Here is a 22952-nt window from a genome sequence, read left to right on the forward strand (position 1 = left end):
CGACGACGAGGCCCGGCCGCGCCGTTCGCGCGGCCGGGGCATTCTACTTGCCCGAATTGTTGTTGGGTGCCGGATCGGTTGGCGTCGGCCCGTTACTCGGACCCGTGCTCGGAGCCTGGGTGGGCTGCTCGGTCGGGGTAGCGGTAGGTGCCTTGGCTATGACGAGCTCGACGCGCTGATTGTAGGGCACCTTCCCGGCGGCCGGGTTCATGGACAAAACGGTGCCGGGCTCGGACTGGTCCGTCTCCACGTCCGTGATCGAGATCGACTGGATGCGCAGGTCGTTGGTGAGGAGGTTTTCGGCTTCGTCAATCTTCATGCCGCGAACGTCGGTGAGCACGACGTCGCCGGAGGCGACCACAAGGTTGACCTGGCTGCCGCGTTTGACGCTGTTTCCGGCCTCCGGGGAGGTGGCGGAGACGGTGTCCTTGGCCAGCCCGGGCACGTCCTGGACGTCGACGCGGCCCACCCGCAACCCGGCGTTTTCAAGGATCTCCTTGGCCTGGTCCTGGGTGTAAACGCCGTTGGCGACGTTGGGAATCTCCACGGAGCCGACGCCGGAGGAGAAGTGGACCGTGACAGTGTCGCCCTCGTTGACCGTGGTAGCGATGGAGGGATTGGAGGAGACGTAGACGCCTTCGGGGATCTCGTTGTCCTCCACGGGGTCGCCCACGTTGAGCACGAGTTTGCGTTCTTCGAGGGCGGCCCGCACCTGGGTTTCGTTCATCCCGGTGAGGTCGGGGACGGTGGTTTGCGCGAGCGTCGAGGTCGGTTCCTCTGGGGAGGAATTGGCGTTGTAGATCGCGTATCCGATGCCCGCGGCGGCGAGCAGGATGAGGATGATGCCTAGGATGATGAAGATCTTGTTGCGCGAGCGCGAGTCCTCGGCGACCGGCATGGCGGTCTGGGTGGACGTCTTGGCAGCCTGCGCGGGCGGGGTAGGGGCGACCTGCGTGGGCGGCGTGGCGGCGACCTGCGTGGGTGCGGACATGACCTGGGTCTGCCACGAGCCGACGGCGGGAGCGCTAACCTCACCGCCGCGAATGGCGGCCAGCAGGTCGGCGCGCATCTCGGCGGCGCTCTGGTAGCGATCCTCGCGGCGCTTGGCCAGCGACTTGGTGACCACCCTGTCGAGGGCCTTGGGGATGTCAGGGGCGATCGACGTCGGCGCCGGCGGCTGCTGGGAGACGTGCTGGTAGGCGACGGCCACCGCGGAGTCACCGCGGAAGGGAGGCTGGCCGGTGAGCAGCTCGAACAGGACGCAACCGGTGGAGTACAGGTCGGAGCGGGCGTCGACGACCTCGCCGCGGGCCTGCTCGGGCGACAGGTACTGGGCGGTGCCGACCACGGAGTTCGTCTGCGTCATCGTGGCCGAGGAATCGGCGACGGCGCGCGCGATACCGAAGTCCATGACCTTGACCTTGCCGTCCGGGGTGAGCATGATGTTGCCCGGCTTGATGTCGCGGTGGACGATGCCCTCCCGGTGCGAGTATTCGAGGGCGGACAGGATCCCGACGACGATCTGCACCGCCTCGTCGATCGGCAGGGCGTCGCCGTTGCTCAGCAGCTGGGAGACGGTGCGGCCCTTGACATACTCCATGACGATGTAGGGAAGCGAAAGGGTGCGGCCGGACTCGGAGGTCACGGTCTCTTCGCCCGTGTCGTAGACGGCCACAATCGAGGGGTGGTTGAGGGCGGCGGCGGACTGCGCCTCGCGCCGGAAGCGAGCGATGAAGGTGGGATCCTGGGCGTGGTCGGTGCGTAGAACCTTGATGGCGACCGTGCGGGAGAGACGGGTGTCGTAGCCCAGGTGAACCTGCGCCATGCCTCCGCGGCCGATCAGGTCACCCACTTCGTAGCGGTCACCTAGGATACGGGGTACGTCAGCCATGCCGAACTTTCCTTTCCCTCACACCTTCAAACATACTGCCCCAAAGCGGCGCGTGATTGCCAACTATCGAGGTTACGATACGGTTACAGTTCAACGGCCCACCACCGCGTCTATGACGGCGCGCGCGACCGGGCCGGCATTGCTGCCGCCGTCTCCACCGTTGATGACGAGCGCGGCGACGGCGACCTTCGGGTTGTCGGTGGCGTCGAATCCTGCGAACCAGGCGTGGGGCTCGACCCCGTTGGCGACCTCTGCTGACCCCGTCTTGCCCGCCACCTGCACGTAATTGAGTGCGGCATACGAGCCGATGCCCTTGTTGACGACGTCGATCATCATCGACCGCATCTGCTCGGCCGTCCGGGTGGAGATCGGGGTGGAGAAGACGGTGGGGCTGGTGGTCGACAGGACGCCGAGGTCCGCGGTGAAAGTCTTATCCACGAGGTAGGGCCTCATGAGGGTGCCGTCGTTGGCTATCGCGGCGGCGACCATCGCCATCTGGAGCGGGGAGACGAGGACGTCGCGTTGGCCGAAGGAGTCCATGGCGAGGGCGGCGTCGTCCTGCGGATCGGGGAACTCCGAGGGGCGGACGGTGAGCGGAATCTGCAGATCCTGCCCGAAGCCGAAGGCCTCGGCAGTCGCGCGCATCTTCTGGGCGCCGAGATTCAGGCCCCCGATCGCGAAGGCGGTGTTGCAGGATTCGGTGAAGGCCACGCGCAACGGCACGGTGCCGGAGCCGTCGCCGCACTGGCGCCTGAGCGGGTTGTAGATCTCGTGGGAGGTGCCGGGCGGGGAGTACGTGTGTGGCGCCTCGACGTCGGAGTCCGCGCTCAGCCCGTTTTCGATCATCGCAGCGGCGGTAATGAGCTTGAAGACGGAGCCGGGAGCGTACAGGTCGCCACCGATGGCGCGGTTGAGTAGCGGCTTGGCCGGGTCGGCGTTCAGGGTGTCCCAGGCGGCGCTTGCCTCCTCGCGGTTGTGGGAGGCGATCGTGTTCGGGTCGAAAGACGGCTTAGAGACGAGTGCGAGGATCTTGCCCGTGGAGGGTTCGATCGCGACGACGGCGCCCTGCCGGTCCCCGAGGGCATCCCACGCGGCCTGCTGTGCGGCCGGGTCGATCGTGAGGGAGACAGCACCGCCCTCCGGGTCGGCGTCGGTGAGGAGTTCCTGCAGGTGTTGGGTGGCGAGCTGGGAATCGCTGCCGCCGAGGATGCCGTTCTCGGCACGTTCGATGCCGGTCATGGCGTTGTGGATGACCGAGAAATAGCCCGTGATCGGCGCATACAGGTCGGGCTGGAGGTAGGTGCGCAGGTAGTTGTAGGGAGAGTCGATCTCCTCCACCCCGGTGATCGCCTCGCCGGCGACGATGATCGGCCCGCGCTTGACCCCGTACTCCTTGTAGAGCGTGCGGGCGTTGCGGGTGTCGGCATTGAGCGAGGGGGCGCGGAAGAATTGCAACGACGTGGCGGCCACCATGAGGGTGAGGAACATGATGGTCACGACGACGGAGAGCTTACGTAGCGGCGGGTTCATCGGACCACCTCCGTGGGGTAGCGGTCGTTGGTGGTCGCATCGTCGGGCTCGCCGGACGCGGTGGCGGAAGCGGGATCGTGGGCATCGGTGGGCCAGTCGGCGTCGGGCCAATCGTCGTCGGGAGACTCGGGAAGATCCGGGAGCGGCGCTGAGGAGGGCAAGGCGGGGCGGCGGGCGGCGTCGGACATGCGGATGAGGAGGCCGACGATGATCCAGTTCGTCAGCAGCGCCGAACCGCCGAGGGACAGGAAGGGGATCGCGAGGCCGGTGAGCGGGATGACGCCCGTGACACCGCCGGCCACGATGAAGCACTGCAGGCCGACGGTGAAGCCGAGCCCGGAGGCGAGGAGTTTGCCGAAGCCGTCGCGCAGGTCGAGGGCGGTCTTGAACGCGCGTTGGACGAGCAGGAGGTAGATGGAGAAGATCGCCAGCAGGCCCACAAGGCCGAGCTCCTCGCCGAACGAGGCCACGATAAGGTCGGAGTTCGCGGCGAACGTGTTGCCGGGGTAGCCCTGGCCAAGCCCCGTGCCGAGCAGGCCGCCGGAGGCCATGCCGAACCATCCCTGCACGATCTGCCACGACCCGTAGCGCGCGGAATAAACCTCGGGGTCGAGGGCGTGAAGCCAAATGTCGAAGCGCGCCTGGATGTGGGGCATGATCTGCACGAGGAAATAGACGCCAATCGCGGTGAGGACGCCGCCGATGATCAGCCAGGAGACTCGCTCGGTGGCCACGTACAACATGGCGACGAACAGGCCGAAGAAAAGCAGTGCCGTGCCGAAGTCTTTCTCCATCGCGAGGATGCCCATGCATCCCAGCCAGCCCACGAGCAGCGGGCCGAAGTGTCGCCCGCGCGGCAGCTGGATGCCGAGCACCTTCTTGCCGGCCAGCGCCAGGTTATCGCGCTGGCTGACGAGGTAGCCCGCGAAGAAGATCGCGAAGAAGATTTTCGCCAGCTCGGCGGGCTGGTAGGAGAAACCGAAGACGTTGATCCAGATGCGGGCGCCGTACACCGAGCGGCCCAGCCCCGGCACCATCGGCAGCAGGAGGAGGATCGTGCCGAGCGCGAGGGAGGTGAAGGTGAAGCGCCGCAGCGCGCGATGGTGGACGAGCACGGCGGTCACCACCATGAGCACCACACCGACGACCGCGAGCATCAACTGCCCGCCCACGAGTGCGGCTTTGCCCCTGGCGAGGAGCGAATAGTCGATCCGGTGGATCATCACTAGGCCCAACCCGGTCAGCACCACCGCGATCGGGAAGAAGACAGGGTCCGCCCACGGCGCCCGCCACCGGATGACCAGGTGGGCGGCGAGAATGAGGCCGCCGGCCACGCCCGTGACCATCCAGAAGTTTTCCGGCAGCGCCGAGACCTCCTCCACGCTCACGCTGTGATGGACGATGACCCACGCCTGCAGGCACACCGCAAGTGCGAGGACGAGCAGAAGGAACTCGCGGAATCGGCCCGTACGCGCGGTCTTCTGGGTGACGACGCTCATTGGCTCTCCTCCGGCCGCGGGTCAGTGGGCAACGGGATCGTGGTGGAGTCGGTCGGGAAGTCGGAGCTGCCCGGCGTCGTCGCATCCCTGCCCGAGGGTGGCGTGCCGGTGGTCGGAAACACGCTGGGCTCGGGGGTTGGGTGCTCGACGATGATCGGGTCCGGCTCGCGCACCTGCGCCGCGAGGTCGGCGACGACCGTGCGCGCCTCGGCGAGCGAGTCGCGGGTGATTGGCTCGGCGATGCGCGCCTGGGCCACTGTCGTCAGGCTCGCAACCTCAAGATCTGATTTTTCGTGCAAGTGGGACAGGGTGAGCGGGCCTAGCTTCTGCGGTACGCCCTGGAAGATCGCGACTTTTCCGCCCGCCTGCGTCACGTAATACTGGGTCTGGCTCCAGGCGTAGGCGCCAAACACGCTACCCACCGCAATGGCGAGCACCGCGATGGTCGCCGCGATCCGTGCCCACGGGCTGCGCCGCTCCTGCGCGACCTCGACCGACTCCCCCGGCGTCCAGCGCGATAGTTTCCCCGCCGCCGACGTCGTCCCCCGCGTGGGTCTGTGAGCATCCACCGCCGCTGACCCCACGATCAGGGGAGGGCCGGGCGCAACGTCGTCGTCGACGACGTCAGCCAACACCACCGTGACGTTATCGGGCGCGCCGGCGGCGAGCGCCAGGTCGACGAGGCGGTTCGCGCACGCGTCGAGGTCGCGGTAGTCCGTGAGCGTCTTCGTGATGCGTTCCTTCGACACGACGCCGAACAGGCCGTCAGAACACAGCAGCCAGCGGTCGCCCGCGATGGCCTCGCGGATCGAGCGGTCGATCTCGAGCGGTTCGGGGGTGTCGCCGATGTTGCGCATGATGACGTTGCGCTTCGGGTGGTTCTCCGCCTCCTCCGGAGTGATCTCGCCCCGGTCGACGAGGTACTGGACGAGCGTGTGGTCGTGGGTGACCTGGGTCAGCGTTCCCTCTCGCAACAGGTAGGCGCGCGAATCGCCGATGTGGACCATGCCGAGCTTGTTGCCCGCGCGCATGATCGCGATGCATGTCGTGCCCAACCCGGCCAACGACGTCGTCTCCGCCGAACGCGCGATGAGCTCCGCGTGGGCGTCCTCGAGCGTATTGGTGAGCACGGGCAAGATGTCTTCAGCGGGGTGGCTGTCGTCAACCTGCGCCAGGTGCGCCACCACGACCGACGACGCCACGTCCCCGCCGGCTGCGCCACCCATCCCGTCGGCCAACACGATGAGGTTGGTGGAGGCATAGCCAGCATCCTGATTAGACTTACGAATCAGGCCGACGTCGGAAACTGCTGCGCAGCGGAAAGAAATGCTCACTGGCGTATCTCCAGGGTTGTCTTGCCGATGGTCACGGGCGTGCCGAAGCTCAGGCGGGTCGGCTCATAGATGCGCGTACCGCCCACCCACGTGCCGTTCGTCGAATTCAGATCCTCCACGTACCAGTCATGTCCGTCCGTGTAGAAGCGGGCGTGGCGTGCCGAGGTGTAGCCGTCGTCCAGCACCAGGGCCGAATCCGGGGAGCGGCCCACCGTGATCGAGCCCGACAGCGGGATCGTGCTCCCGGCGAGTGAGCCGCCGCTGACCACCAGGTGTGGCTGGGCGGCGGCGCGAGGCGTGGGGGTGGACGCGCGCCGCGGACGCGCCGTCGTGCGGGCGGCCACCTTGGCCTGGGGCCTACCCGTGGTGCGGGACGTGACGCGGGTGCCGTAGACGTCCTTCTTCACCGTGAGAACCACGGCGAAGACGAACAGCCACAGGAGAATGAGGAAGCCGTAGCGGAAAAGCGTGACAACGAGGGCGCTCATAGCATCTCCGGGCTCGTCCAAAACATGATGCGGGTGCGGCCGATCGTAATCGTGTTGCCGTCCAGGAGGGTCGCCGCCGTGATCCGGTGCCCCTCCACGTAGGTGCCGTTCGTTGTGTCCAGATCCGTGGCGATCACGCCGCCCGGGGTAACGCGGAGCTCCAAGTGACGGCGGGAGACACCGGCGTCGTCGACCGTGATGTCCGCCGAGGAACCCCGGCCGATGACCGTGACGGCACCCGTGAGCAGGTAGCGCTCCCCGCCGACCTCGATGATCGGGTTTTCAGGCGTGGCCTCCGGGGTGGTGGCGGGTGCGGCCGGGCCGCGCTTCGAACGGCCACGGACCAAGAGTTTGCCGCGGGAGAGTTCCGGCATGGAGCTGAACGTGATCTTGATCGGGCCCAGGAACGTGTAGCGCTGGTTGCGGGCGTGGGAGGTGGCGATCTCCGTCAGCTCGTCGCGCATCGCGTCCTCACCCCACTCTCCCAGCTTGTGGAAGTCTGATTCCGACAGCAGAATCTCAAACTCGTTCGGCACGACCACACGGTCCTGGCTGACCGCTGCCGCCCTGTCATCCATCGACTTCTTCAGGCCCGAGGCCAACTCCACCGGCTTAAGGTCCGAGCGGAAAGCGCGCGAGAATACGTTTTCGACGGCGTTCTCCATGCCGCGCTCAATCCTGTCGAATGCGCTCATCGTGATCCTTTCGCACGCCACCGACGTGGCTGAATCCATAGTCCTTTTACCTAGGCTACTCGTTCTTCGCTTCAGGTGGATCAGCCTGTGAGCGCGCCCTGAGCGGACAAAGTGAGAAACGCGGCATAGTACGCCGCGGAGACTTGGAGCGGGGGCACGTTCCCGTGTAGGCTGTTCTTCGCTTGCTCGAGTGGCGGAATAGGCAGACGCGCACGGTTCAGGTCCGTGTGCCCGCGAGGGCGTGGGGGTTCAACTCCCCCCTCGAGCACCATGTGATGTCTCGCGACATAGTTCCGGCTATGTCGCGAGACATTTTTTCTATTTTTTGTCGCTATGTCTCGCGTCATCGTTCCGTTTTTTGGGTTGGTATTTTTTGGTTTTGTCGAGGCTTATAGGTCAGGTTGTGTTGGTTTTTGGGCTGTCTTTCGTTGCTATAAAGCCGAAAGGTGGGGGTTGGACTGGTTGTGACTTGAGTTCTTGGTTGGCCAGGTCGTGTTGGTTTTATCCCGGTTTTTGATTGATATTCCGTGGCAAGGTCGGGGTTTGAATCGGCTTGAATGTGGGGATGGGAAATCCTCGATGCAAAATCTGTGGTGGCACGACGCAAAAATGGGGCTCAACTCGAGCAGGTAGGCCAAGGTTGCGCTGTCCAACATGTGGGGCAAGCCAGTCTCGGCGTAACGATACCCGCGCCCGGCATTTCAGTGCGTTTTTAGACTTCGTCACCGGCAAACACACCCTGGCCGATTACGGGCCCAAGGCACGCACCATACGACGGCGTAACGAACCATTTTGGCATCTATGGCCAGTTTCCCCACTGGTCGACGAAGTCAGCCACGTGGTCTTTGTTGACGGGATCTACCTGTCCCACAAGCTGGTCGTCCTGATCGCGTGTACCAAGACTCACGTGCTTGGCTGGTACGTGGCCAAGGGCGAGACCACCCGCGCCTGGCAAGCGCTGATGTCGAGGATCGCGCCCCCAGATGTTGTCGTGTGTGATGGTGGGCAAGGCATCGCCAGCGCGGTGAAGACTACCTGGCCTGGAACCCGGATCCAACGCTGCGTCTTTCACGCCTATAGCGCGGTCAAGCGTAAGACCACCACCCGGCCACGCACTCAGGCAGGTGTTGATCTCTACGGTCTTGCTCAAGCCCTGCTCGAGGTCGCCACCTATGAGCAGGCAGTGGCATGGATGAGCAAACTCGCCGCCTGGAACACCACCTACAAACAGTTCCTCGCCCAGCGCACCCGGCTACCAGACGGACGCCTCGTTCCCACCCATGCCCGGCTGATCCAGGCCAAGAACTGCCTCAACACGCTGGTCAAACAAGGCACGCTGTTCACCTTCCTTGATCCCGCCCTTGACCTTGAAGGTGACCCCATTCCCAGGACGTCGAACCTGATCGAGGGCGGGATTAATACCCAACTACGCTGCGTGCTACGAGCCCACCGGGGCATGAGTCTTGATCACCAGGTCAAGACCGTGTTGTGGTGGTGCTACCTGCACACCGAGTTCCCTGCCACCCCAGCACACATCCTCAAGACCACGATCACCGACCAGCAGATCATTGACCAATTCGACAAGGCCAGCCACCGCGCCCAAGCACAAGCCGAGATCGACAGATGGGGAACCGCAGTTAACTGGACCGACTTCCACCACAACGGAACCTGGCACGAAACCTACTAAACCGAAACCAACACATTTTGGCCTATAAGCCTCCGATGTGGAGTTTGCGTAGTTCTCCGGCGTATCTGATGGTGATTTTTCCTCCGTTATCGACTTTGTCGTAGCGGATTCGCCAGAACGTGTGTGGTTCTTTTTCAATGGTGGGTTGTGCTTTGGGGAGTGCGTTGTAGGCATGTGCGGGTGTTGCGTTTGCCAGGGCTCGGTGGGGGCGCTGGGTGTTGTAGAGGTTTTGGAAGTGGCGTAGTTGTGTGTTGAGTTCGTTTATGGTGGTGACTGGTGGTTGGGCGCGTAGCCATTTTTTGAGGGTTTGGTGGTATCGCTCGATTTTGCCTTGTGTGGTGGGGTGGTTTGGTCGGCCGTTCTTTTGTGTGATGCTCAGGTCGGCTAGGAGTTGTTCGAAGCCGTTTGGTTGGGTGTTAGTACGGTTTCCGCGGGCGAGTTTGGTGGTGTAGACCATGCCGTTGTCGGTCAGTGTTGATGCTGGCAGTCCGTAGATATCGGTAGTGCGTGTGAAGGTGTCGATGACGATGGGTGTGGTGATGCGTTGGTGTGCTGAGACGTGGAGGAGGTAGCGGGAGTGGTCATCGAGCCAGGTGATGATTTCGGTGTCGGTTCGGTCTGCTAGTGGCCAGTGGGTGAAGTCTGATTGCCAGGTTTCGTTAGGTGTTGCTGCTTCGAAGCGGATCCATGATGAGCGTGGTCGTTTTTGAGGTTGGGGTGTGATGAGGTTGTGGCGTTTGAGGATGCGCCAGATTGTTGCTACTGATGGGCGGTTGGCTTGAGGTAATTGAAGCCAGATCGAGTGTGGTCCGTTGTCTAGTCCGTGGTTGGTGAGGTGGTTTCGGATGCTTAGTATTTGGGTGATGGTCGTGTCGGTGTATTGGTGCGGGTTTGATCGGGGTGCTTTCGATTGTGGGTCGACGGCTTCTAGGCCTCCTTCGCGGTAGCGTTGGAGGAGTTTTCGTACCCATCTGGTGGAGACGTTGAACCGGTGAGCAGCTTCAGTGGTGCTCATGTTTCCTTCGATGATGGCCATGACAATGACGCGGTTCTTTTGTGTGTTATTCATGATCGTACGATGCCGGTTGAGGCGGAACGATCACGTGAGACACCCCGGAACGATCTCGTGAGAGAGCTGTACTAGCAGGGCGTACGGTGAGGGCGGAACGATGTCGTGAAACCACACACCCCCTCGAGCACCATTGTGATGTCTCGCGACATAGTTCCGGCTATGTCGCGAGATATTTTTTAATTTTTTGTTGCTATGTCTCGCGTCATCGTTCCGTTTTGGCTTATAAGCCAAATGAGGGCACCGAAGCCAACTAAGCGCATCTTGCTGTTAATGTGACATTGAGCGGGTTAGTCTGGGAGGAACACGTGAATACTGAGAACGAAGGTGTCCGTAAAACGTATTCGGGAAAGAAGCAGAGGAATCAAATTCTCATAGTTGTGATCTTCGGGTCCGGAGTATTGCTCTTTACGTTGATGACAGCTTTTCCGGATGCGGCCAGTATCTTTGCCTTTTCTGGGCTCGCACTTATGATCACTTCGGCGGTTCTGGCCGTCATTAATACGACGACGGAGGGAAAGAAAGGACGTGCGCTGGCAGCGGTCGCAGTGTTTGCCGCCCTTGGATTTCTCGTTGCATCGTTTCTTATTCCGTAGATGAACGGTCCGCGTCCCATGTGGGGGTGGCGGTGCCCGGTTCGGTTTCGTGACCACACAGCCCAACCTATGCCCAACAGCTACCTGAAGTGACCCGTGACCTTGGTCTGCCACCAGTGAGGTGACCTGGCCGAACGGTGTGGGACGTTCGGGTGTGTCGCTAAGTTTGTGGTGGTGTAACCGACCCGGCGTCGCCGTCGTTGACCTGTTCGTCGGCGCCACGAAAGGGGCACACGCCCACCCAAAACCGGGACTATGGTCCTACGACCATGGTCGTATGCGCCGTTTTGTGGCAAATTAGTTGAATCCTTCAGTAAAACGTGACGGTTTGGATTTTTCGCGGGCGCCGCGGAGACATATTATTCAGGGCACGCAGGGCTGGGTGGCCATCTCGATCACGCGATGTTCAGCCGGCAAACTGGTCCACTGACACCACAAGTGTCACGAAAAACCCCGCCTCGCCGGGCGGGTCATGAGAGGAAACTATGGCTACACAGGTTTACAAAACCCTGTCGAAGATCTTCGGCATTATCCTCCTCGTCGTCGGCATCGCTGCCCTCAGCGGTGGCCTCTACGCGGATTCGTTCATTAAGGCTCAGCTCGAGGAGCAGGACGTCGTCCTGCCCACGACGGAGTCCATCGACGGCCAGCTCAAGGCCGGTCGCATCGCCCAGGAAGACGCCGACGCGCTTTACCCGGTCGCGGGCGAGGCCGTGGTGACGGGCGACCAGGCCCGCATCTTCGCCAACCACTACATCCACGCTCACATGCGTGCCGCGGTTGTCGACGCCGGGCTTGATCCCGATACGACGACGTTCGCCACCGTCGGCAAGATTGCCTCCGATCGCGAGGCCGTGCTCACCGAGGAGATCGCCGCCGATAACCCCGCCGCCGACGATGCGACCATCACCAAGATGGTCAAGGCCGAGATCGCCAACCCGCTCACCGAGTACGACATCGCGGCGGAGGTCGCTAACCTCAACAGCCTGCGCTACGACACCTTGCTCGACGGTAATACCCTGCGCGGCATGCTCCTCAACGCCTACGGCTGGGGGCTGCTCGGTACCATTGCGAAGCTGGCGGGCGCCGGACTCGCCGTCGTCGGCCTGCTGTTGACGGTCTTCGGCTTCGTCTACAAGGGACGCAAGGTGGCCGCCGAGTAAGGTACCTTCGGACCGCCGGCGTAACGAAACGACGAATTCGGCCGGAAGAGGGACTGACATAGAAAAAGGAGGGTGCGGGCATTCGGCCCGCGCCCTCCTTTTGGCTTTTTCGACAAACGCGACGCTAAGCCGCGAGATGCGGCGAGCCCGCGGAGGGCCAACCTTAGTCGTCGATCCAGGTGTCGATGACGTCGGCGTAGGTCATCGCGTCGGCCTCCGAATGCACGGAGAAGACGATGAGGTCGAGGTTGTGGCCGTGCCGATCCATCCAGGTGTTGACGGCGTCGAGCGCGATCTTCGCGGCACGGCGAAGCGGGAAGGCGTTGTAGCCAGTGGCGATGGCGGGAAAGGCGATGGAGCGCACGTCGGGCATTTGCCGGGTCAGCTCGAGGGCGTTCCAGTAGCAGTTGTAAAGGATTTCGTGGTCCGCGGCGGTGACGACGCCGTCGTGCACGGCGGGCCCGACCGTGTGGATGACGTACTTGGCTGGGAGGCGGTAGCCGCGCGTGATCTTGACCTGACCCGGTTCCTCGATGTCGGTGCCCTGGAGCTCCATGATGGTGGCGCAGTCGTTGCGCATCCAAGGGCCGGCCTGGGCGTGAAGTACGGAGTCAAGGCAGCCGTGGAGCGGGATGCGGCACCCGGTGAGGGTGGGCAGGGCGGTGTTGACGACGGCGTCGATGACGAGCTGGCGCATGTCCCCACGGAAGAGGACGGTCTCGGTGGAGGAATCGAAGTCGTTCTCGGGAAGGAGATCGTGGATACGGCGCAGGTTCTTGGCCTCGACGCGGCCGTGTAAGCCGACCTGCCGGTAGAGCAGGGTGTTAATTGCGCGGGAGGCGATCGGGTTGAGCGGGCCGGGTTCGCGTAGGGCCAGTTCGGCCTGGAGCCAGCGCAAGAGGCCGTCGTCGGTAGAGAGGTGGGCGATGGACCCGGTGCCGGTGTAGTGCTTCTTGTTGAGGCCACCGAGCGCCGTCATGAGTAGATCGTAGGTGGAGCGGGTGTCGTCGTTGGGCTCGGGGAATGGCTCCGAGAGTTTGATTGCGTCCCTATAGTCGTCGAGCTGGAGCATCTTACCTTCCTCAGTTTGATACCTCCCAGATTACCCGAGTTCGCCGCGCGCTGGAACCGCGAGGGCTGAGTGCACGACGTCGTTGGGGAACCGCGCGTCCGACGCTGACGCCGTGATCGGGGCGAGGCGGGTGTGGGGCGCTTGGCGCGGGAGCGGAAAAGTTTGTCGGAGGCGCCCGCTAAGCTGGTCCCATGACTGAGATTGGACGGCCCAAGGCGGGCTATGACCTGGTGATTGCGACGGACGGTTCGTGCTCGGGGAACCCGGGCCCGGGCGGCTGGGCGTGGGTGGAGCAGTATTCGGGCCGGACGGCGGCCGGTGGTGCGCATACGACGACGAACAACATCATGGAGTTGACGGCGATGATCTCGGCGCTCGAGTTCGCGGGCCCGGAGGCGGACCTACTGTTGCGTTCGGATTCGTCGTATGTCATCAAGGCGATGACCGAGTGGGCTCCGGGCTGGCGGCGGCGGGGCTGGAAGAAGGCGGACGGCAAGCCGGTGCTCAACCGGGAGCTGATTGAGAAGATGGTGAACCTGTACGAGTCGCGCACGGGCCGAACGGACGTGGAGTGGGTGCGCGGCCATTCCGGTGACGCCGCGAACGAGCTGGCGGACCGGCTGGCGGTGGAGCAGACGGGCCTGCACTCGGGCCTGCGTTCCTAGCTCGGCAAAGCGCGCCGGGCGAACGCCAGCGGCGCCGTCCGGCGCCGCTGGCCGGGGCGTACGCGGCCCGGGGACTGCGTGGTCCGGGGAGTACGTGGTCCGGGGAGCCGTGCGTCCCACGAGCCGCCTACCCCGGCCGGTTAGTCCTGCTCGACTGGCACTTCCTGGGCGTGGGCCACCTGCATCTCGGCCATGGCCCGCTGGATCGCGTCGGCGTAGACGCTGGCCGGTTGCGCGCCGGAGATCCCGAACTTGCCGCCAACCACATAGAACGGCACGCCTTCGATCCCGAGTGAGCGGGCGGAAGAGATGTCGGCGCGCACGGAATCCGCATGCTCGCCGGATTCGAGTTCGTCGGCAACGTCGTCGTGATCAAGGCCAAGGTCGGCCGCGATGTCGATGAGCTCATCCGTGTCGGCGAGGTTGCGGCCCTCGGTGAAGTGGGCGACGTAGAGGCGCTCGAAGGCTTGCGCGCCGAGCAGCGCGGCCTCCTCGGGGGTCTCGCCGCGGGACTTGGCTGCGTAGACGAGCTGGTGAGCCAGGAACGTGTTGACCTCGGTGACCTTATCCCAGTTGATCGTCAGGCCCTCGGCGGCTGCAAGCTCTGTGGTGGAGGCCAGCACCTCGGAGACCTCGTCGGCGGAGAAGTGCTTCATTGACAGGGAGGTGGCGAAGGGCACAGGGGCCCCGGCGTCGGGCTGAAGCTGGTAGCTGTGGTACTCCACAGCGACCTTCTGCCCCGACTCCTCGATGCCTTTTTCCAGGCGGTGCTTGCCGATCCAGCACCACGGGCAGGCGATGTCGGACCACACGTGAACCACGATGTCATGTTCCATGCACCCCAGACTACAGATAGTGCGGCGAAAGTGTCGCCCGGAAAGCCTTTGTCACAGCCCGCCCGCACCCTCCTGCCCGAGGCTCCCCGGCAAAGCACCCACCCAGGCGAGGCACCCACCCCGGCAAAGCCCCTAGAATGGATCTATGACAAACATCAACAAGGACGCACCCCACGCCGAGCGCATCCCGATCGAGCGAACCTTCCACGGCCACACCTTCACGGACAACTACGAGTGGCTGCGCGAGGATGAGGAGAAGGCCCACTCCCTCATCGACGCAGAGAACGCCTGGTTTGAGGCGAACACGGCCGACCAAGCCGAGCTACGCGAGCAGATCGTGGCGGAGATCGCGGCACGGACGAAGGAGACGGACGTCTCGGTGCCCGTGCGCAAAGGCGATTACTGGTACTGGACCCGAACGTGGGAGGGCCGCCCCTACGCCGGACTTTTCCGGGTACCGCTGACAGGCAACGGCAAGCAAACAGAGAAGCTAGAGCTGATCCGCCCCAAGCCGTCAGACACGCTCGCGGGCGAGACCTGCGTCTATGACGGCAACCAGCTTGGCGTCGACGAAGAATACTTCGCCACGGGATCGGGGGACGCCTCGCCGGACGGCCGCCTCTTCGCGCTCGCGATCGACACCACCGGGGACGAGCACTTCGATCTGCGCATCCACGAGATCGACTCGGACCGGGTGGTCGACGACGCCGTGGAGGGCATCGGCTACGGGCTGGCCTGGCTCGCGGATTCGAGCGGCGTGTTCTACACGCGCGTGGACGACGCGTGGCGCCACCACGAGGTCTGGCTCCACCGGGTGGGGACGAACCCGGACGAAGACCAGCTCATCCTGCGCGAGGACGACGAGTCCTTCGGGCTGTGGTTCGAGACCTCGCGGGATGGGAAGTGGCTGGTCATCTTGTCGACGTCGACGGAGACGTCGGAGGTCCACCTGGTCTCGACGGCGGATCCGGCCGAGCGTTTCATGGTGCGCGGGCGCGAGCAGGGCCTGTTCTACACCGTCGAGGTGGCCGGCGACGAGCTCCTCATCATCCACAACGCCGAAGAGCCCGGATTCGAGCTGGCCACTGCCCCGGTCCGCCCCAGCGACGTCACGGAGTGGACCAGCCTGGTCAAGCCGGCTGCGGGCGAGCGCTTCCTTGAGGTCGCCGCATTCAAGACGTTCGCGGCGCTGCACACCCGCGCCAAGGGCGGCACCGAGATCCGGATCATCGAGCGTACCGCCAAGGGCTGGGCGAAGCCCTACGCGCTCCCGATCCCGGAGACGATGACCGTGGAGATCGGGGCGAACCACGAGTGGGAGGCCACCGGGGTCGACGTCGTCGCCGAATCACTCATCCAGCCGCAAACGTGGCTGAGCTGGGACGTGGTGAATAAGGAGATGACCACGCTCAAGACGCTCGAGGTGCCCGGCTACGACCCGAGCCAGTACGTGGAGTACCGCGACTGGGCGGAGGCGGAGGACGGGGTGAAAATCCCGCTGACCATCGCCCACCGCGCCGACCTCGACCGCACCGGCGCCAACCCCGGCTTCATCTACGGCTACGGCTCTTACGAGGTGTGCAACGACCCGTACTTTACCCCCATGCGCCTGCCGCTACTGGACCGCGGCGTGGTCTACGCCGTGGCGCACATCCGCGGCGGCGGGGAGATGGGGCGCCAGTGGTACGAGGACGGGCGCCTGCTAAAGAAGAAGAACACGTTCTCCGACTTCGTGGCCGCCTCCCGCCACCTCATCGACACGGGGCTCGTGGACGGGGAGCGCCTCGCGGCCGAGGGCGGCTCCGCCGGCGGGTTGCTCATGGGCGCGGTGACCAACCAAGCCCCCGAGCTGTACCGGGTGATCCTGGCGCGGGTGCCGTTCGTCGACGCCCTGACCACGATCCTCAAGCCCGAGCTGCCGCTGACGGTTGGTGAATGGGAGGAGTGGGGCAACCCGATCACGTCGAAAGAGGTCTACGAATACATGGCCTCGTACTCGCCGTACGAGAACATCCGCGCCGAGCGCTACCCGGCGATCCTCGCCACCACCTCACTCAACGACGTCCGCGTGTCCTACATCGAGCCCACCAAGTGGGTCCAGGAGCTGCGCGAGGTCGTCGCCGACGACTCCGGCATCATCCTCCAGCACACCGAGAAGGTCGCTGGCCACGCCGGCGGCTCCGGGCGCTATGCCCGCTGGGAGCGGCGCGCTCGCGAGATCGCGTTTGTGCTGCGCCAGCTTGAGGTGGCCTAGGATTCACGACGCCGGTCGGTCCCGTTGCGTTCGCAGCGTCGGGGCCGACCGGCGTCGTCGTCCGATAGCCGCTCCCTTGTGCTAGTCGGTCTCGATCGCAGCGGCGTTGAGGGCTTCCTTCCAGGAGCCGAAGCGCTGGCGAATCGCGGCGCCCGAGGGTAGCTTGCCGGCGTGGCCCGACTTCTTGAGCCACGTGCTGTAGGCGTTGAAGGAGGGTTGGCGGCGTGAGCGCTGGGCGTCGATGAGGTAGGAGCGGATGGCGAAGAGGTAGTCCTCGGTGGAGAACTTCAACCCGCCACGGTTGCGCCCGCGGCGCGGGGTGAGGCCGATGGAGATCAGGGCGTCGTTCCAGTAGCCGTTGAAGCGCTTGATGACGGTCTGGGAGGTGGGTGGCCAGAGGAAGCCGGGCCCGGCGTCGGAATAGTTCTTGATGAACTGGGCGCGGTGGGTGTCATAGTCCTTGGCGGTGAGGGCGGCTGAGGGTTGTTCGGAGGCGAACTGGTAGCCGGCGAGCATGAGCCCGAGGGCCTCCCCGCGCAGCGGCGCATCCAGGGAGCTGAGGTGTTTCTCCGCCGCCTGCAGCACCTCGGGCAGCTCGCCGGACGCGGCGGTGAGGCCGTGGGCCTTGGCGAGCATGAGGTAGAGCGCGCACTGTAGCGACGCCTTGGAGAAATGCTGCGCGGGCCCGTGGCCGGAGCGTTCGATGTCGAGCGCGGAGGTGTGGGAGAGCAGGTTGAGCACGGTGTGGGCGGCGGCGAGGGCGACGTCGTCCAACTGGTTGTTAAAGGTCTCGGCCTGCTTCTTGGCGTCGCTGGCGCCGACGACGTCGGAAATCGAGCGCACCGACGCGAACGGGATTCCGAACAGGTGGGCGATCTGGGCGAGCGCGTGGGACTCCATGTCGGCGGAGAGGACGCCGGGGAAGGTGGTGCGTGTGTCCTTGACGTTCGCCTCGGTGACGAAGGAGTCGGAGGAGACGACCAGGCCGGCGTGCGTGCGCCGGTCGGCTTGGCTGGCGGCGTGGGCGGCCTGGACGAGGTCATCGGTGGCCTCAAAGTATTCGGGCTGGCCCGGGATTTGGCCGGGGGCGTAGCCGAAGGCGGTGGCGTCGGCGGTGCCGTGAACGTAGCGCGTGCCGACGACGATGTCCCCGATGCTCACCGACGAATCCAGCCCGCCGGCCGAGCCGACTGACACGATCGCCCGCGGCTCGTACTTGGCAAGCGCCCAGGAGAGCAGGCCGGCCGAGCAGGCGGCGCCGATGCCGGTGGTGAGGAAAAGGATGGATGAGCGACCCTTGCGGGCGAGGAAGGCCGAGCCGAAGGGGGTGGTGATGGGGGTGGTGATGAAGTCGGGTAGCAGCGTGGTGAACGGCCTCATCTCCTCCGCCATCGCGGCAACGATGATGGCATTGATGCTGGTCATGCGAACACCTCTCCCCACTGGTCGCGGCGGGCGAGCATGTCGGCCACGGCCTTCTGCGCTCCGGCGAGCGAATGGTTGGCGCCCCAGCCGCACTGTACCTCGTTCGCGGCGGGCACGCTGGTGGCGGCGAGGATGTCGCGGAAGGTCTGTTCGATCAGGCCCATGGTGGCATCGACGTCGGGTTCGCCGGCGAGGATGAGGTAGAAGCCCGTCTGGCAGCCCATGGGCGAAAAATCGACCACGTTATCGGCGTGGTTGCGGGCGTATTCGGCGAAGGAGTGCTCGATCGAGTGGACGGTGTCCATCTCGAGGTGTGCGGCGTTGGGCTGGCAGAAGCGCACGTCGTACTTGGTCAGAACATCGCCGTGCGGCAGCCGTTTGACGTCGGCGATGCGCACGAATGGCGCAGCCACCAGCGTGTGGTCGAGGTTGAACGACTCGACGTTCATCTTGTTCATGGGCTTCCTTTCGACGAAGCCCATTGTAGCCTATTGTGCGTTCGCGGCGGCTTCTTCGAGACGAGCCTGCTCGCATTGCGGGCAATAACCCCAGAAGACCACTTCGGCTTCATCTATGGCGAATTCGTGCGCATCGGAAGGCTCCAGGCAGGGCGCCGAGCCGACGACGCACGGGATGTCCACCACCTTCCGGCACGCGCGGCACACCAGGTGATGGTGGTTATCGTGGCGGGCGATCTCGTAGAGCGGAACCGAGCCGTGCGGCTCTATCTCCCGCAGAATCTTCTTGTCGGTCAGGACATGGAGGACGTCGTAGATGGCCTGGGTGGACACGGAGCCGAGCCGCGTGGTGACACCCTGGCGGACCGAGTCAGCCGTCGAGTGCGGGTGAGCCTCGAGCTCCTCGAGCACAGACAGGCGCGGGCGGGTCACGCGTAGACCCGCTTCGCGCAGTTGGTCTTCAAAGTTGGTGTCCATATGAACCATTTTCCCCGCCAAAATGGACTTATTCAAGGACATCAGCCCTAGATCGGGTGGCGGTGAGGTGCCATCGCAGGTGAGAGGGGCGCCGTTCGGCGAGGGTGATGCCGCTCGCCTTGGCGGCCGCAGAGCGACACCCATAGGACACGCCGGTTACCCGCCGCGACACGCCGACGCCGAGCATGCGGCATATCGGACGTTTCGGGGCGGCGGGTCGGCCTTCCCTCCACAATTGTGGATAGATCTACTCGCAGCCGTGGACAACGGGGATAATTTTGTCCACAACCCGGTGGATTTGTGGACAGGCTTTTTTGTCGGAGGCGGGTGCGAGGATGGTTTCGTGGCTGGCCGAGGCGCGTCGTCGTCGTTGGCTGTGGAGCCTGACGTGGGTAAACCCGAGTGTGATGTTGTGCGTATCGCGGCGTCGTTCGAGCTTCCCACAGGGGGATATCCGCATGCCGGCGCGAAGCGTGCCGCGACACGCCACCAACACATGATCTAGTGGTAAGCCGTTTGTCGGCCACTAGGTGTAGTGTTGATTCCCGTATCTGATCTATGACTAGGAGAAATGCGATGGCCATTACCGTCTACACGAAGCCCTCGTGCGTGCAGTGCACCGCCACCAAGCGGGCGCTGAAGAAGCACGGCCTCGAGTTCGAGGAAGTCGATCTGGTCGAGGATGCGGACGCGCTGGCGACCGTGAAGGCACTGGGCTACCAGCAGGCTCCCGTCGTCTTCGCCGACGGCGACCACTGGTCGGGTTACCGCCCGGACAAGATCAAGGCCCTCGCCGTCGACGTAGCGGAAGTGTCGGCCTAAGTGTTCGGGGCGGCTACGGTCGCCCCGAACGAGCCGGGTGCGCGATGGTACACATCGTCTACTTCTCCTCCGCCACCAACAACACGAAGCGCTTCGTGGACAAGCTCGGCTTCCCGGCCGAGCGCATTCCTCTGCACGCGAAGGATCCCTTCCTCCACGTCACGGAGGAATACGTGCTGATCACCCCCACCTACGGTGGCGGCAACACGAAGGGCGCGGTGCCGAAGCAGGTCATCAAGTTCTTGAACGACGAAGCGAATCGCTCCCTCATCCGCGGGGTCATCTCCTCGGGCAACACGAACTTCGGCGAAGCCTACTGCCTCGCGGGGGACATCATCTCCGCGAAAACGAAGGTTCCACACATGTACAGGTTTGAACTCCTCGGCACTCCGCGGGACGTCGAGGTGGTTCGCAAAGGATTGGAAGAATTTTGGACGCAACTTTGACGGATACGGGCGAGGAGAGTCTCGATCCGGCGCTGGACTACCACGCGCTTAACGCCCAGCTCAATCTCTACGACGCCGACGGCAATATTCAGTTCGACGCCGATCGCCAGGCAGCCCGCCAGTACTTCCTCCAGCACGTCAATAAGAACACGGTCTACTTCCACGACTTGGAGGAGAAGCTGAAGTACCTCGTGGATGAGGGCTACTACGAGGCGGAGGTGCTTGGCCAGTACGACTTCGCGTTCATCAAGTCGCTGTTCAAGGCCTGCTACGCCCACAAGTTCCGCTTCCAAACCTTCCTTGGCGCGTTCAAGTACTACACCTCCTACACGCTCAAGACGTTCGACGGAACGCGCTACCTAGAGCGCTTCGAGGATCGCGTGTGCATCGTCGCCCTCTACCTCGCCCGCGGGGACGAGGAGATGGCGATGAACCTCATGGAGGAGATCATCACCGGCCGCTTCCAGCCTGCCACCCCGACGTTCCTTAACGCCGGCAAGGTGGCCCGCGGCGAGCTCGTGTCCTGCTTCCTGCTGCGCGTAGAGGACAACATGGAGTCCATCGCACGCGCGATCAACTCCTCCCTCCAGCTGTCCAAGCGCGGAGGCGGCGTCGCCCTCAACCTGTCCAACCTGCGTGAGCAGGGAGCGCCGATCAAGAAGATCCAGAACCAGTCCTCCGGCGTCAACCCGGTGATGAAGCTGCTGGAGGATTCCTTCTCCTACGCCAACCAGCTAGGCGCGCGCCAGGGCGCGGGTGCGGTCTACCTGCACGCCCATCACCCGGACATCATGCGATTCCTCGACACGAAGCGGGAGAACGCGGACGAAAAGATCCGCATCAAGACGCTCTCCCTCGGCGTCATCATTCCCGACATCACCTTCGAGCTGGCCAAGCAAAACCAGGACATGTACCTGTTCTCGCCCTACGACGTGGAGCGCGTCTACGGCGTGCCCTTCACTGAGGTCTCGGTCAGCGAAAAGTACTACGAGATGGTGGACGACCGGCGGATCAAGAAGAGCAAGATCAACGCACGCGCCTTCTTCCAGACCCTGGCGGAGATTCAGTTCGAATCCGGCTACCCCTACATCATCTTTGAGGACACGGTGAACCGGGCCAACCCGATCGACGGGCGCATCACCATGTCGAACCTGTGCTCGGAGATCCTGCAGGTCTCGGAGGCATCCAGCTACAACCTCGATCTTTCCTACGATCACGTGGGCAAGGACATCTCGTGTAATCTCGGCTCGCTCAACATCGCCAAGACGATGGACTCGCCGGACTTCGCCCGCACGATCCACACCGCGATCCGCGCGCTGACCTCGGTGTCGGACCAGACGAACATCGAGTCGGTGCCGTCGATCAAGCGCGGCAACGACATGTCCCACGCGATCGGACTGGGCCAGATGAACCTCCACGGCTACCTCGGCCGGGAACGGATCTTCTACGGGTCGCCGGAGGCGCTGGATTTCACGAACATGTACTTCTACACGGTCACCTACCACGCGATCCAGGCCTCCATGGAGCTGGCGCGCGAACGCGGGGAGGCCTTTGAAGGATTCGAGAAGTCGGACTACGCCAACGGCTCCTACTTTGACAAGTACACCGAGAAGGAGTGGGCGCCGGAATTCGATCGGGTTAAGGAACTCTTCGCGAATATCCACATCCCCACCCAGGAGGATTGGAAGCAGCTGAAGGCCGACGTCGCCAAGTACGGGATGTACAACCAGAACCTGCAGGCCGTTCCGCCCACGGGTTCGATTTCGTACATCAACAACTCGACGTCGTCGATCCATCCGATCGTGTCGAAGATCGAGATCCGCAAGGAGGGCAAGCTGGGGCGCGTCTACTACCCGGCCGCCTACATGACGAACGACAACCTCGAGTACTTCCAGGACGCCTACGAGATCGGGCCGGAGAAGATCATCGATACCTACGCCGTGGCCACCCAGCACGTGGACCAGGGCCTGTCGTTGACGCTGTTCTATCCGGACACGGTCACCACCCGCGACGTCAACCGCAACTACATTTACGCCTGGCGCAAGGGGATTAAGACCTTGTACTACATGCGCATCCGTCAGGCCGCCCTCGAGGGCACTGAGGTGGAGGGTTGCGTGTCCTGCATGCTCTAGCGGCCGGCAGCGGCTTGCCGTGACTGGCAGCATCCGGCAGCGGCTTGCCTTGGCGGGCCGCGTGGTCGCGAGGTAGAGGTGGAGGGTTTCCCGGCGACGGGAAGCCCTCCACCTTGAGGTTTAAGGGCGGTCTGGGTTCAGGGGGCGCTCTGTGTTTACGCAGTGGGGTAGGTTGACAGGGCGCGTCGCCGCCCTCGCGCCGGGAGGCTCGCCCGTCGCGCCCGGCGCCGCAGGAGGCCCGCCCGTCGTCCACCCCAAAAGGATGGCGACACTATCGGCCGGTGATGTTCTGAAACGGCTGGATGTATGGGGCAAGTCTCCGGTCAAGATGCGACACACCATGTTCAAGGTGCATAATCGTGGAGGGCGCCGCCCGGCGCACGCCCGATATCTGCTCGCGAACTTAGGGACAC

Annotated in this window: 20 protein-coding genes and 1 tRNA gene; 9 read left to right on the top strand and 12 right to left on the bottom strand. The window is 64.0% G+C overall.

Annotated features, from left to right (window positions below; all coding sequences use genetic code 11):
• Positions 1-43 precede the first annotated feature (43 nt).
• The 6 genes from pknB to J2S45_RS00390 form a co-directional block, all read right to left on the bottom strand.
• On the bottom strand, positions 44-1891 hold the full coding sequence (pknB, locus tag J2S45_RS00365) for a Stk1 family PASTA domain-containing Ser/Thr kinase (protein ID WP_307634148.1): 1848 nt from the start codon (positions 1889-1891) through the stop codon (positions 44-46).
• Positions 1892-1981: 90 nt separating this feature from the next.
• On the bottom strand, positions 1982-3421 hold the full coding sequence (locus J2S45_RS00370; RefSeq protein ID WP_307634149.1) for a peptidoglycan D,D-transpeptidase FtsI family protein: 1440 nt from the start codon (positions 3419-3421) through the stop codon (positions 1982-1984).
• Entirely contained in the window at positions 3418-4920 is a 1503-nt protein-coding gene (locus J2S45_RS00375) for an FtsW/RodA/SpoVE family cell cycle protein (protein ID WP_307634150.1), read from the bottom strand. Before J2S45_RS00375 ends, J2S45_RS00370 begins: the two co-directional genes overlap by 4 nt.
• Positions 4917-6254 carry a PP2C family protein-serine/threonine phosphatase gene (locus J2S45_RS00380; RefSeq protein ID WP_307634151.1) on the bottom strand — a complete coding sequence of 446 codons (1338 nt, stop codon included), beginning with the start codon at positions 6252-6254 and terminating at the stop codon, positions 4917-4919. The genes J2S45_RS00375 and J2S45_RS00380 overlap by 4 nt, the downstream gene beginning before the upstream one ends.
• Positions 6251-6742, bottom strand: a complete 492-nt coding sequence (locus tag J2S45_RS00385; RefSeq protein ID WP_307634152.1) for an FHA domain-containing protein FhaB/FipA — start codon at positions 6740-6742, stop codon at positions 6251-6253. The genes J2S45_RS00380 and J2S45_RS00385 overlap by 4 nt, the downstream gene beginning before the upstream one ends.
• Entirely contained in the window at positions 6739-7437 is a 699-nt protein-coding gene (locus tag J2S45_RS00390) for an FhaA domain-containing protein (protein WP_296931865.1), read from the bottom strand. Before J2S45_RS00390 ends, J2S45_RS00385 begins: the two co-directional genes overlap by 4 nt.
• A gap of 184 nt (positions 7438-7621) precedes the next feature.
• On the opposite strand from J2S45_RS00390, the gene J2S45_RS00395 reads away from it, so the two are divergent.
• Both J2S45_RS00395 and J2S45_RS00400 read left to right on the top strand, forming a co-directional pair.
• A tRNA-Leu gene (locus tag J2S45_RS00395) sits at positions 7622-7708 on the top strand.
• A 294-nt stretch (positions 7709-8002) separates the two neighbouring features.
• Positions 8003-9124: an IS1249 family transposase gene (locus J2S45_RS00400; RefSeq protein WP_296929937.1), complete on the top strand. Its 1122-nt coding sequence runs from the start codon at positions 8003-8005 to the stop codon at positions 9122-9124.
• Positions 9125-9146: 22 nt separating this feature from the next.
• Here the strand turns inward: J2S45_RS00400 and J2S45_RS00405 are convergent, their stop codons facing one another.
• The gene (locus J2S45_RS00405) at positions 9147-10193 is read right to left on the bottom strand and encodes an IS481 family transposase (protein WP_307634153.1); all 1047 of its coding nucleotides are present in this window, start codon (positions 10191-10193) and stop codon (positions 9147-9149) included.
• Positions 10194-10501: 308 nt separating this feature from the next.
• Here J2S45_RS00405 and J2S45_RS00410 point away from each other — a divergent pair, with 308 nt between their 5' ends.
• Both J2S45_RS00410 and J2S45_RS00415 read left to right on the top strand, forming a co-directional pair.
• A complete protein-coding gene (locus J2S45_RS00410) occupies positions 10502-10789 on the top strand; it encodes a hypothetical protein (protein ID WP_296931863.1) in 288 nt (95 codons plus the stop codon).
• Between the two features lie 485 nt (positions 10790-11274).
• Positions 11275-11952: a hypothetical protein gene (locus J2S45_RS00415; protein ID WP_296931861.1), complete on the top strand. Its 678-nt coding sequence runs from the start codon at positions 11275-11277 to the stop codon at positions 11950-11952.
• 163 nt (positions 11953-12115) lie between these two features.
• Here J2S45_RS00415 and J2S45_RS00420 read toward each other — a convergent pair whose 3' ends face one another.
• A complete protein-coding gene (locus J2S45_RS00420; protein ID WP_307634154.1) occupies positions 12116-13024 on the bottom strand; it encodes a macro domain-containing protein in 909 nt (302 codons plus the stop codon).
• Positions 13025-13215: 191 nt separating this feature from the next.
• Between J2S45_RS00420 and J2S45_RS00425 the strand changes: the two genes are divergently transcribed.
• Entirely contained in the window at positions 13216-13689 is a 474-nt protein-coding gene (locus J2S45_RS00425; RefSeq protein ID WP_307634155.1) for a ribonuclease H family protein, read from the top strand.
• Between the two features lie 140 nt (positions 13690-13829).
• Here J2S45_RS00425 and J2S45_RS00430 read toward each other — a convergent pair whose 3' ends face one another.
• Positions 13830-14525 (bottom strand): DsbA family oxidoreductase, encoded by a 696-nt coding sequence (locus J2S45_RS00430; protein ID WP_307634156.1) that lies wholly within the window; start codon positions 14523-14525, stop codon positions 13830-13832.
• 145 nt (positions 14526-14670) lie between these two features.
• Between J2S45_RS00430 and J2S45_RS00435 the strand changes: the two genes are divergently transcribed.
• A complete protein-coding gene (locus J2S45_RS00435) occupies positions 14671-16779 on the top strand; it encodes a S9 family peptidase (protein ID WP_296931854.1) in 2109 nt (702 codons plus the stop codon).
• An 81-nt stretch (positions 16780-16860) separates the two neighbouring features.
• Here J2S45_RS00435 and mtnN read toward each other — a convergent pair whose 3' ends face one another.
• From mtnN to J2S45_RS00450, 3 genes are read right to left on the bottom strand one after another with little or no spacing between them, the layout of a single operon-like run.
• Positions 16861-18204 (bottom strand): 5'-methylthioadenosine/S-adenosylhomocysteine nucleosidase, encoded by a 1344-nt coding sequence (mtnN, locus tag J2S45_RS00440; RefSeq protein ID WP_270973621.1) that lies wholly within the window; start codon positions 18202-18204, stop codon positions 16861-16863.
• Positions 18201-18662: an S-ribosylhomocysteine lyase gene (locus J2S45_RS00445; protein WP_296931850.1), complete on the bottom strand. Its 462-nt coding sequence runs from the start codon at positions 18660-18662 to the stop codon at positions 18201-18203. Before J2S45_RS00445 ends, mtnN begins: the two co-directional genes overlap by 4 nt.
• A 30-nt stretch (positions 18663-18692) precedes the next feature.
• Positions 18693-19139, bottom strand: a complete 447-nt coding sequence (locus J2S45_RS00450; RefSeq protein WP_307634157.1) for a Fur family transcriptional regulator — start codon at positions 19137-19139, stop codon at positions 18693-18695.
• Positions 19140-19715: 576 nt separating this feature from the next.
• Between J2S45_RS00450 and nrdH the strand changes: the two genes are divergently transcribed.
• From nrdH to nrdE, 3 genes are read left to right on the top strand one after another with little or no spacing between them, the layout of a single operon-like run.
• Positions 19716-19961: a glutaredoxin-like protein NrdH gene (gene nrdH, locus J2S45_RS00455; protein ID WP_270973617.1), complete on the top strand. Its 246-nt coding sequence runs from the start codon at positions 19716-19718 to the stop codon at positions 19959-19961.
• A 44-nt stretch (positions 19962-20005) separates the two neighbouring features.
• Positions 20006-20407 carry a class Ib ribonucleoside-diphosphate reductase assembly flavoprotein NrdI gene (gene nrdI, locus J2S45_RS00460; protein ID WP_270973615.1) on the top strand — a complete coding sequence of 134 codons (402 nt, stop codon included), beginning with the start codon at positions 20006-20008 and terminating at the stop codon, positions 20405-20407.
• Complete coding sequence (gene nrdE, locus J2S45_RS00465; RefSeq protein ID WP_307634158.1) at positions 20392-22539, top strand: class 1b ribonucleoside-diphosphate reductase subunit alpha; 2148 nt, start codon at positions 20392-20394, stop codon at positions 22537-22539. Before nrdI ends, nrdE begins: the two co-directional genes overlap by 16 nt.
• Positions 22540-22952 lie beyond the last annotated feature (413 nt).

The sequence above is a fragment of the Trueperella abortisuis genome, from assembly GCF_030811095.1.
In the GTDB taxonomy this organism is placed as follows: Bacteria; Actinomycetota; Actinomycetes; order Actinomycetales; family Actinomycetaceae; genus Trueperella; species Trueperella abortisuis.

Excerpts from the sequence above, each read along its gene's own strand:
- J2S45_RS00450 (WP_307634157.1), bottom strand. The coding sequence starts at position 19,139 with ATGGACACCAACTTTGAAGACCAACTGCGCGAAGCGGGTCTACGCGTG.
- J2S45_RS00375 (WP_307634150.1), bottom strand. The coding sequence starts at position 4,920 with ATGAGCGTCGTCACCCAGAAGACCGCGCGTACGGGCCGATTCCGCGAG.
- J2S45_RS00400 (WP_296929937.1), top strand. The coding sequence starts at position 8,003 with ATGGGAAATCCTCGATGCAAAATCTGTGGTGGCACGACGCAAAAATGG.
- pknB (WP_307634148.1), bottom strand. The coding sequence starts at position 1,891 with ATGGCTGACGTACCCCGTATCCTAGGTGACCGCTACGAAGTGGGTGAC.
- J2S45_RS00370 (WP_307634149.1), bottom strand. The coding sequence starts at position 3,421 with ATGAACCCGCCGCTACGTAAGCTCTCCGTCGTCGTGACCATCATGTTC.
- J2S45_RS00405 (WP_307634153.1), bottom strand. The coding sequence starts at position 10,193 with ATGAATAACACACAAAAGAACCGCGTCATTGTCATGGCCATCATCGAA.
- mtnN (WP_270973621.1), bottom strand. The coding sequence starts at position 18,204 with ATGACCAGCATCAATGCCATCATCGTTGCCGCGATGGCGGAGGAGATG.
- J2S45_RS00435 (WP_296931854.1), top strand. The coding sequence starts at position 14,671 with ATGACAAACATCAACAAGGACGCACCCCACGCCGAGCGCATCCCGATC.
- nrdI (WP_270973615.1), top strand. The coding sequence starts at position 20,006 with ATGGTACACATCGTCTACTTCTCCTCCGCCACCAACAACACGAAGCGC.
- J2S45_RS00420 (WP_307634154.1), bottom strand. The coding sequence starts at position 13,024 with ATGCTCCAGCTCGACGACTATAGGGACGCAATCAAACTCTCGGAGCCA.
- J2S45_RS00390 (WP_296931865.1), bottom strand. The coding sequence starts at position 7,437 with ATGAGCGCATTCGACAGGATTGAGCGCGGCATGGAGAACGCCGTCGAA.
- J2S45_RS00425 (WP_307634155.1), top strand. The coding sequence starts at position 13,216 with ATGACTGAGATTGGACGGCCCAAGGCGGGCTATGACCTGGTGATTGCG.
- J2S45_RS00430 (WP_307634156.1), bottom strand. The coding sequence starts at position 14,525 with ATGGAACATGACATCGTGGTTCACGTGTGGTCCGACATCGCCTGCCCG.
- J2S45_RS00445 (WP_296931850.1), bottom strand. The coding sequence starts at position 18,662 with ATGAACAAGATGAACGTCGAGTCGTTCAACCTCGACCACACGCTGGTG.
- nrdH (WP_270973617.1), top strand. The coding sequence starts at position 19,716 with ATGGCCATTACCGTCTACACGAAGCCCTCGTGCGTGCAGTGCACCGCC.
- J2S45_RS00415 (WP_296931861.1), top strand. The coding sequence starts at position 11,275 with ATGGCTACACAGGTTTACAAAACCCTGTCGAAGATCTTCGGCATTATC.
- J2S45_RS00385 (WP_307634152.1), bottom strand. The coding sequence starts at position 6,742 with ATGAGCGCCCTCGTTGTCACGCTTTTCCGCTACGGCTTCCTCATTCTC.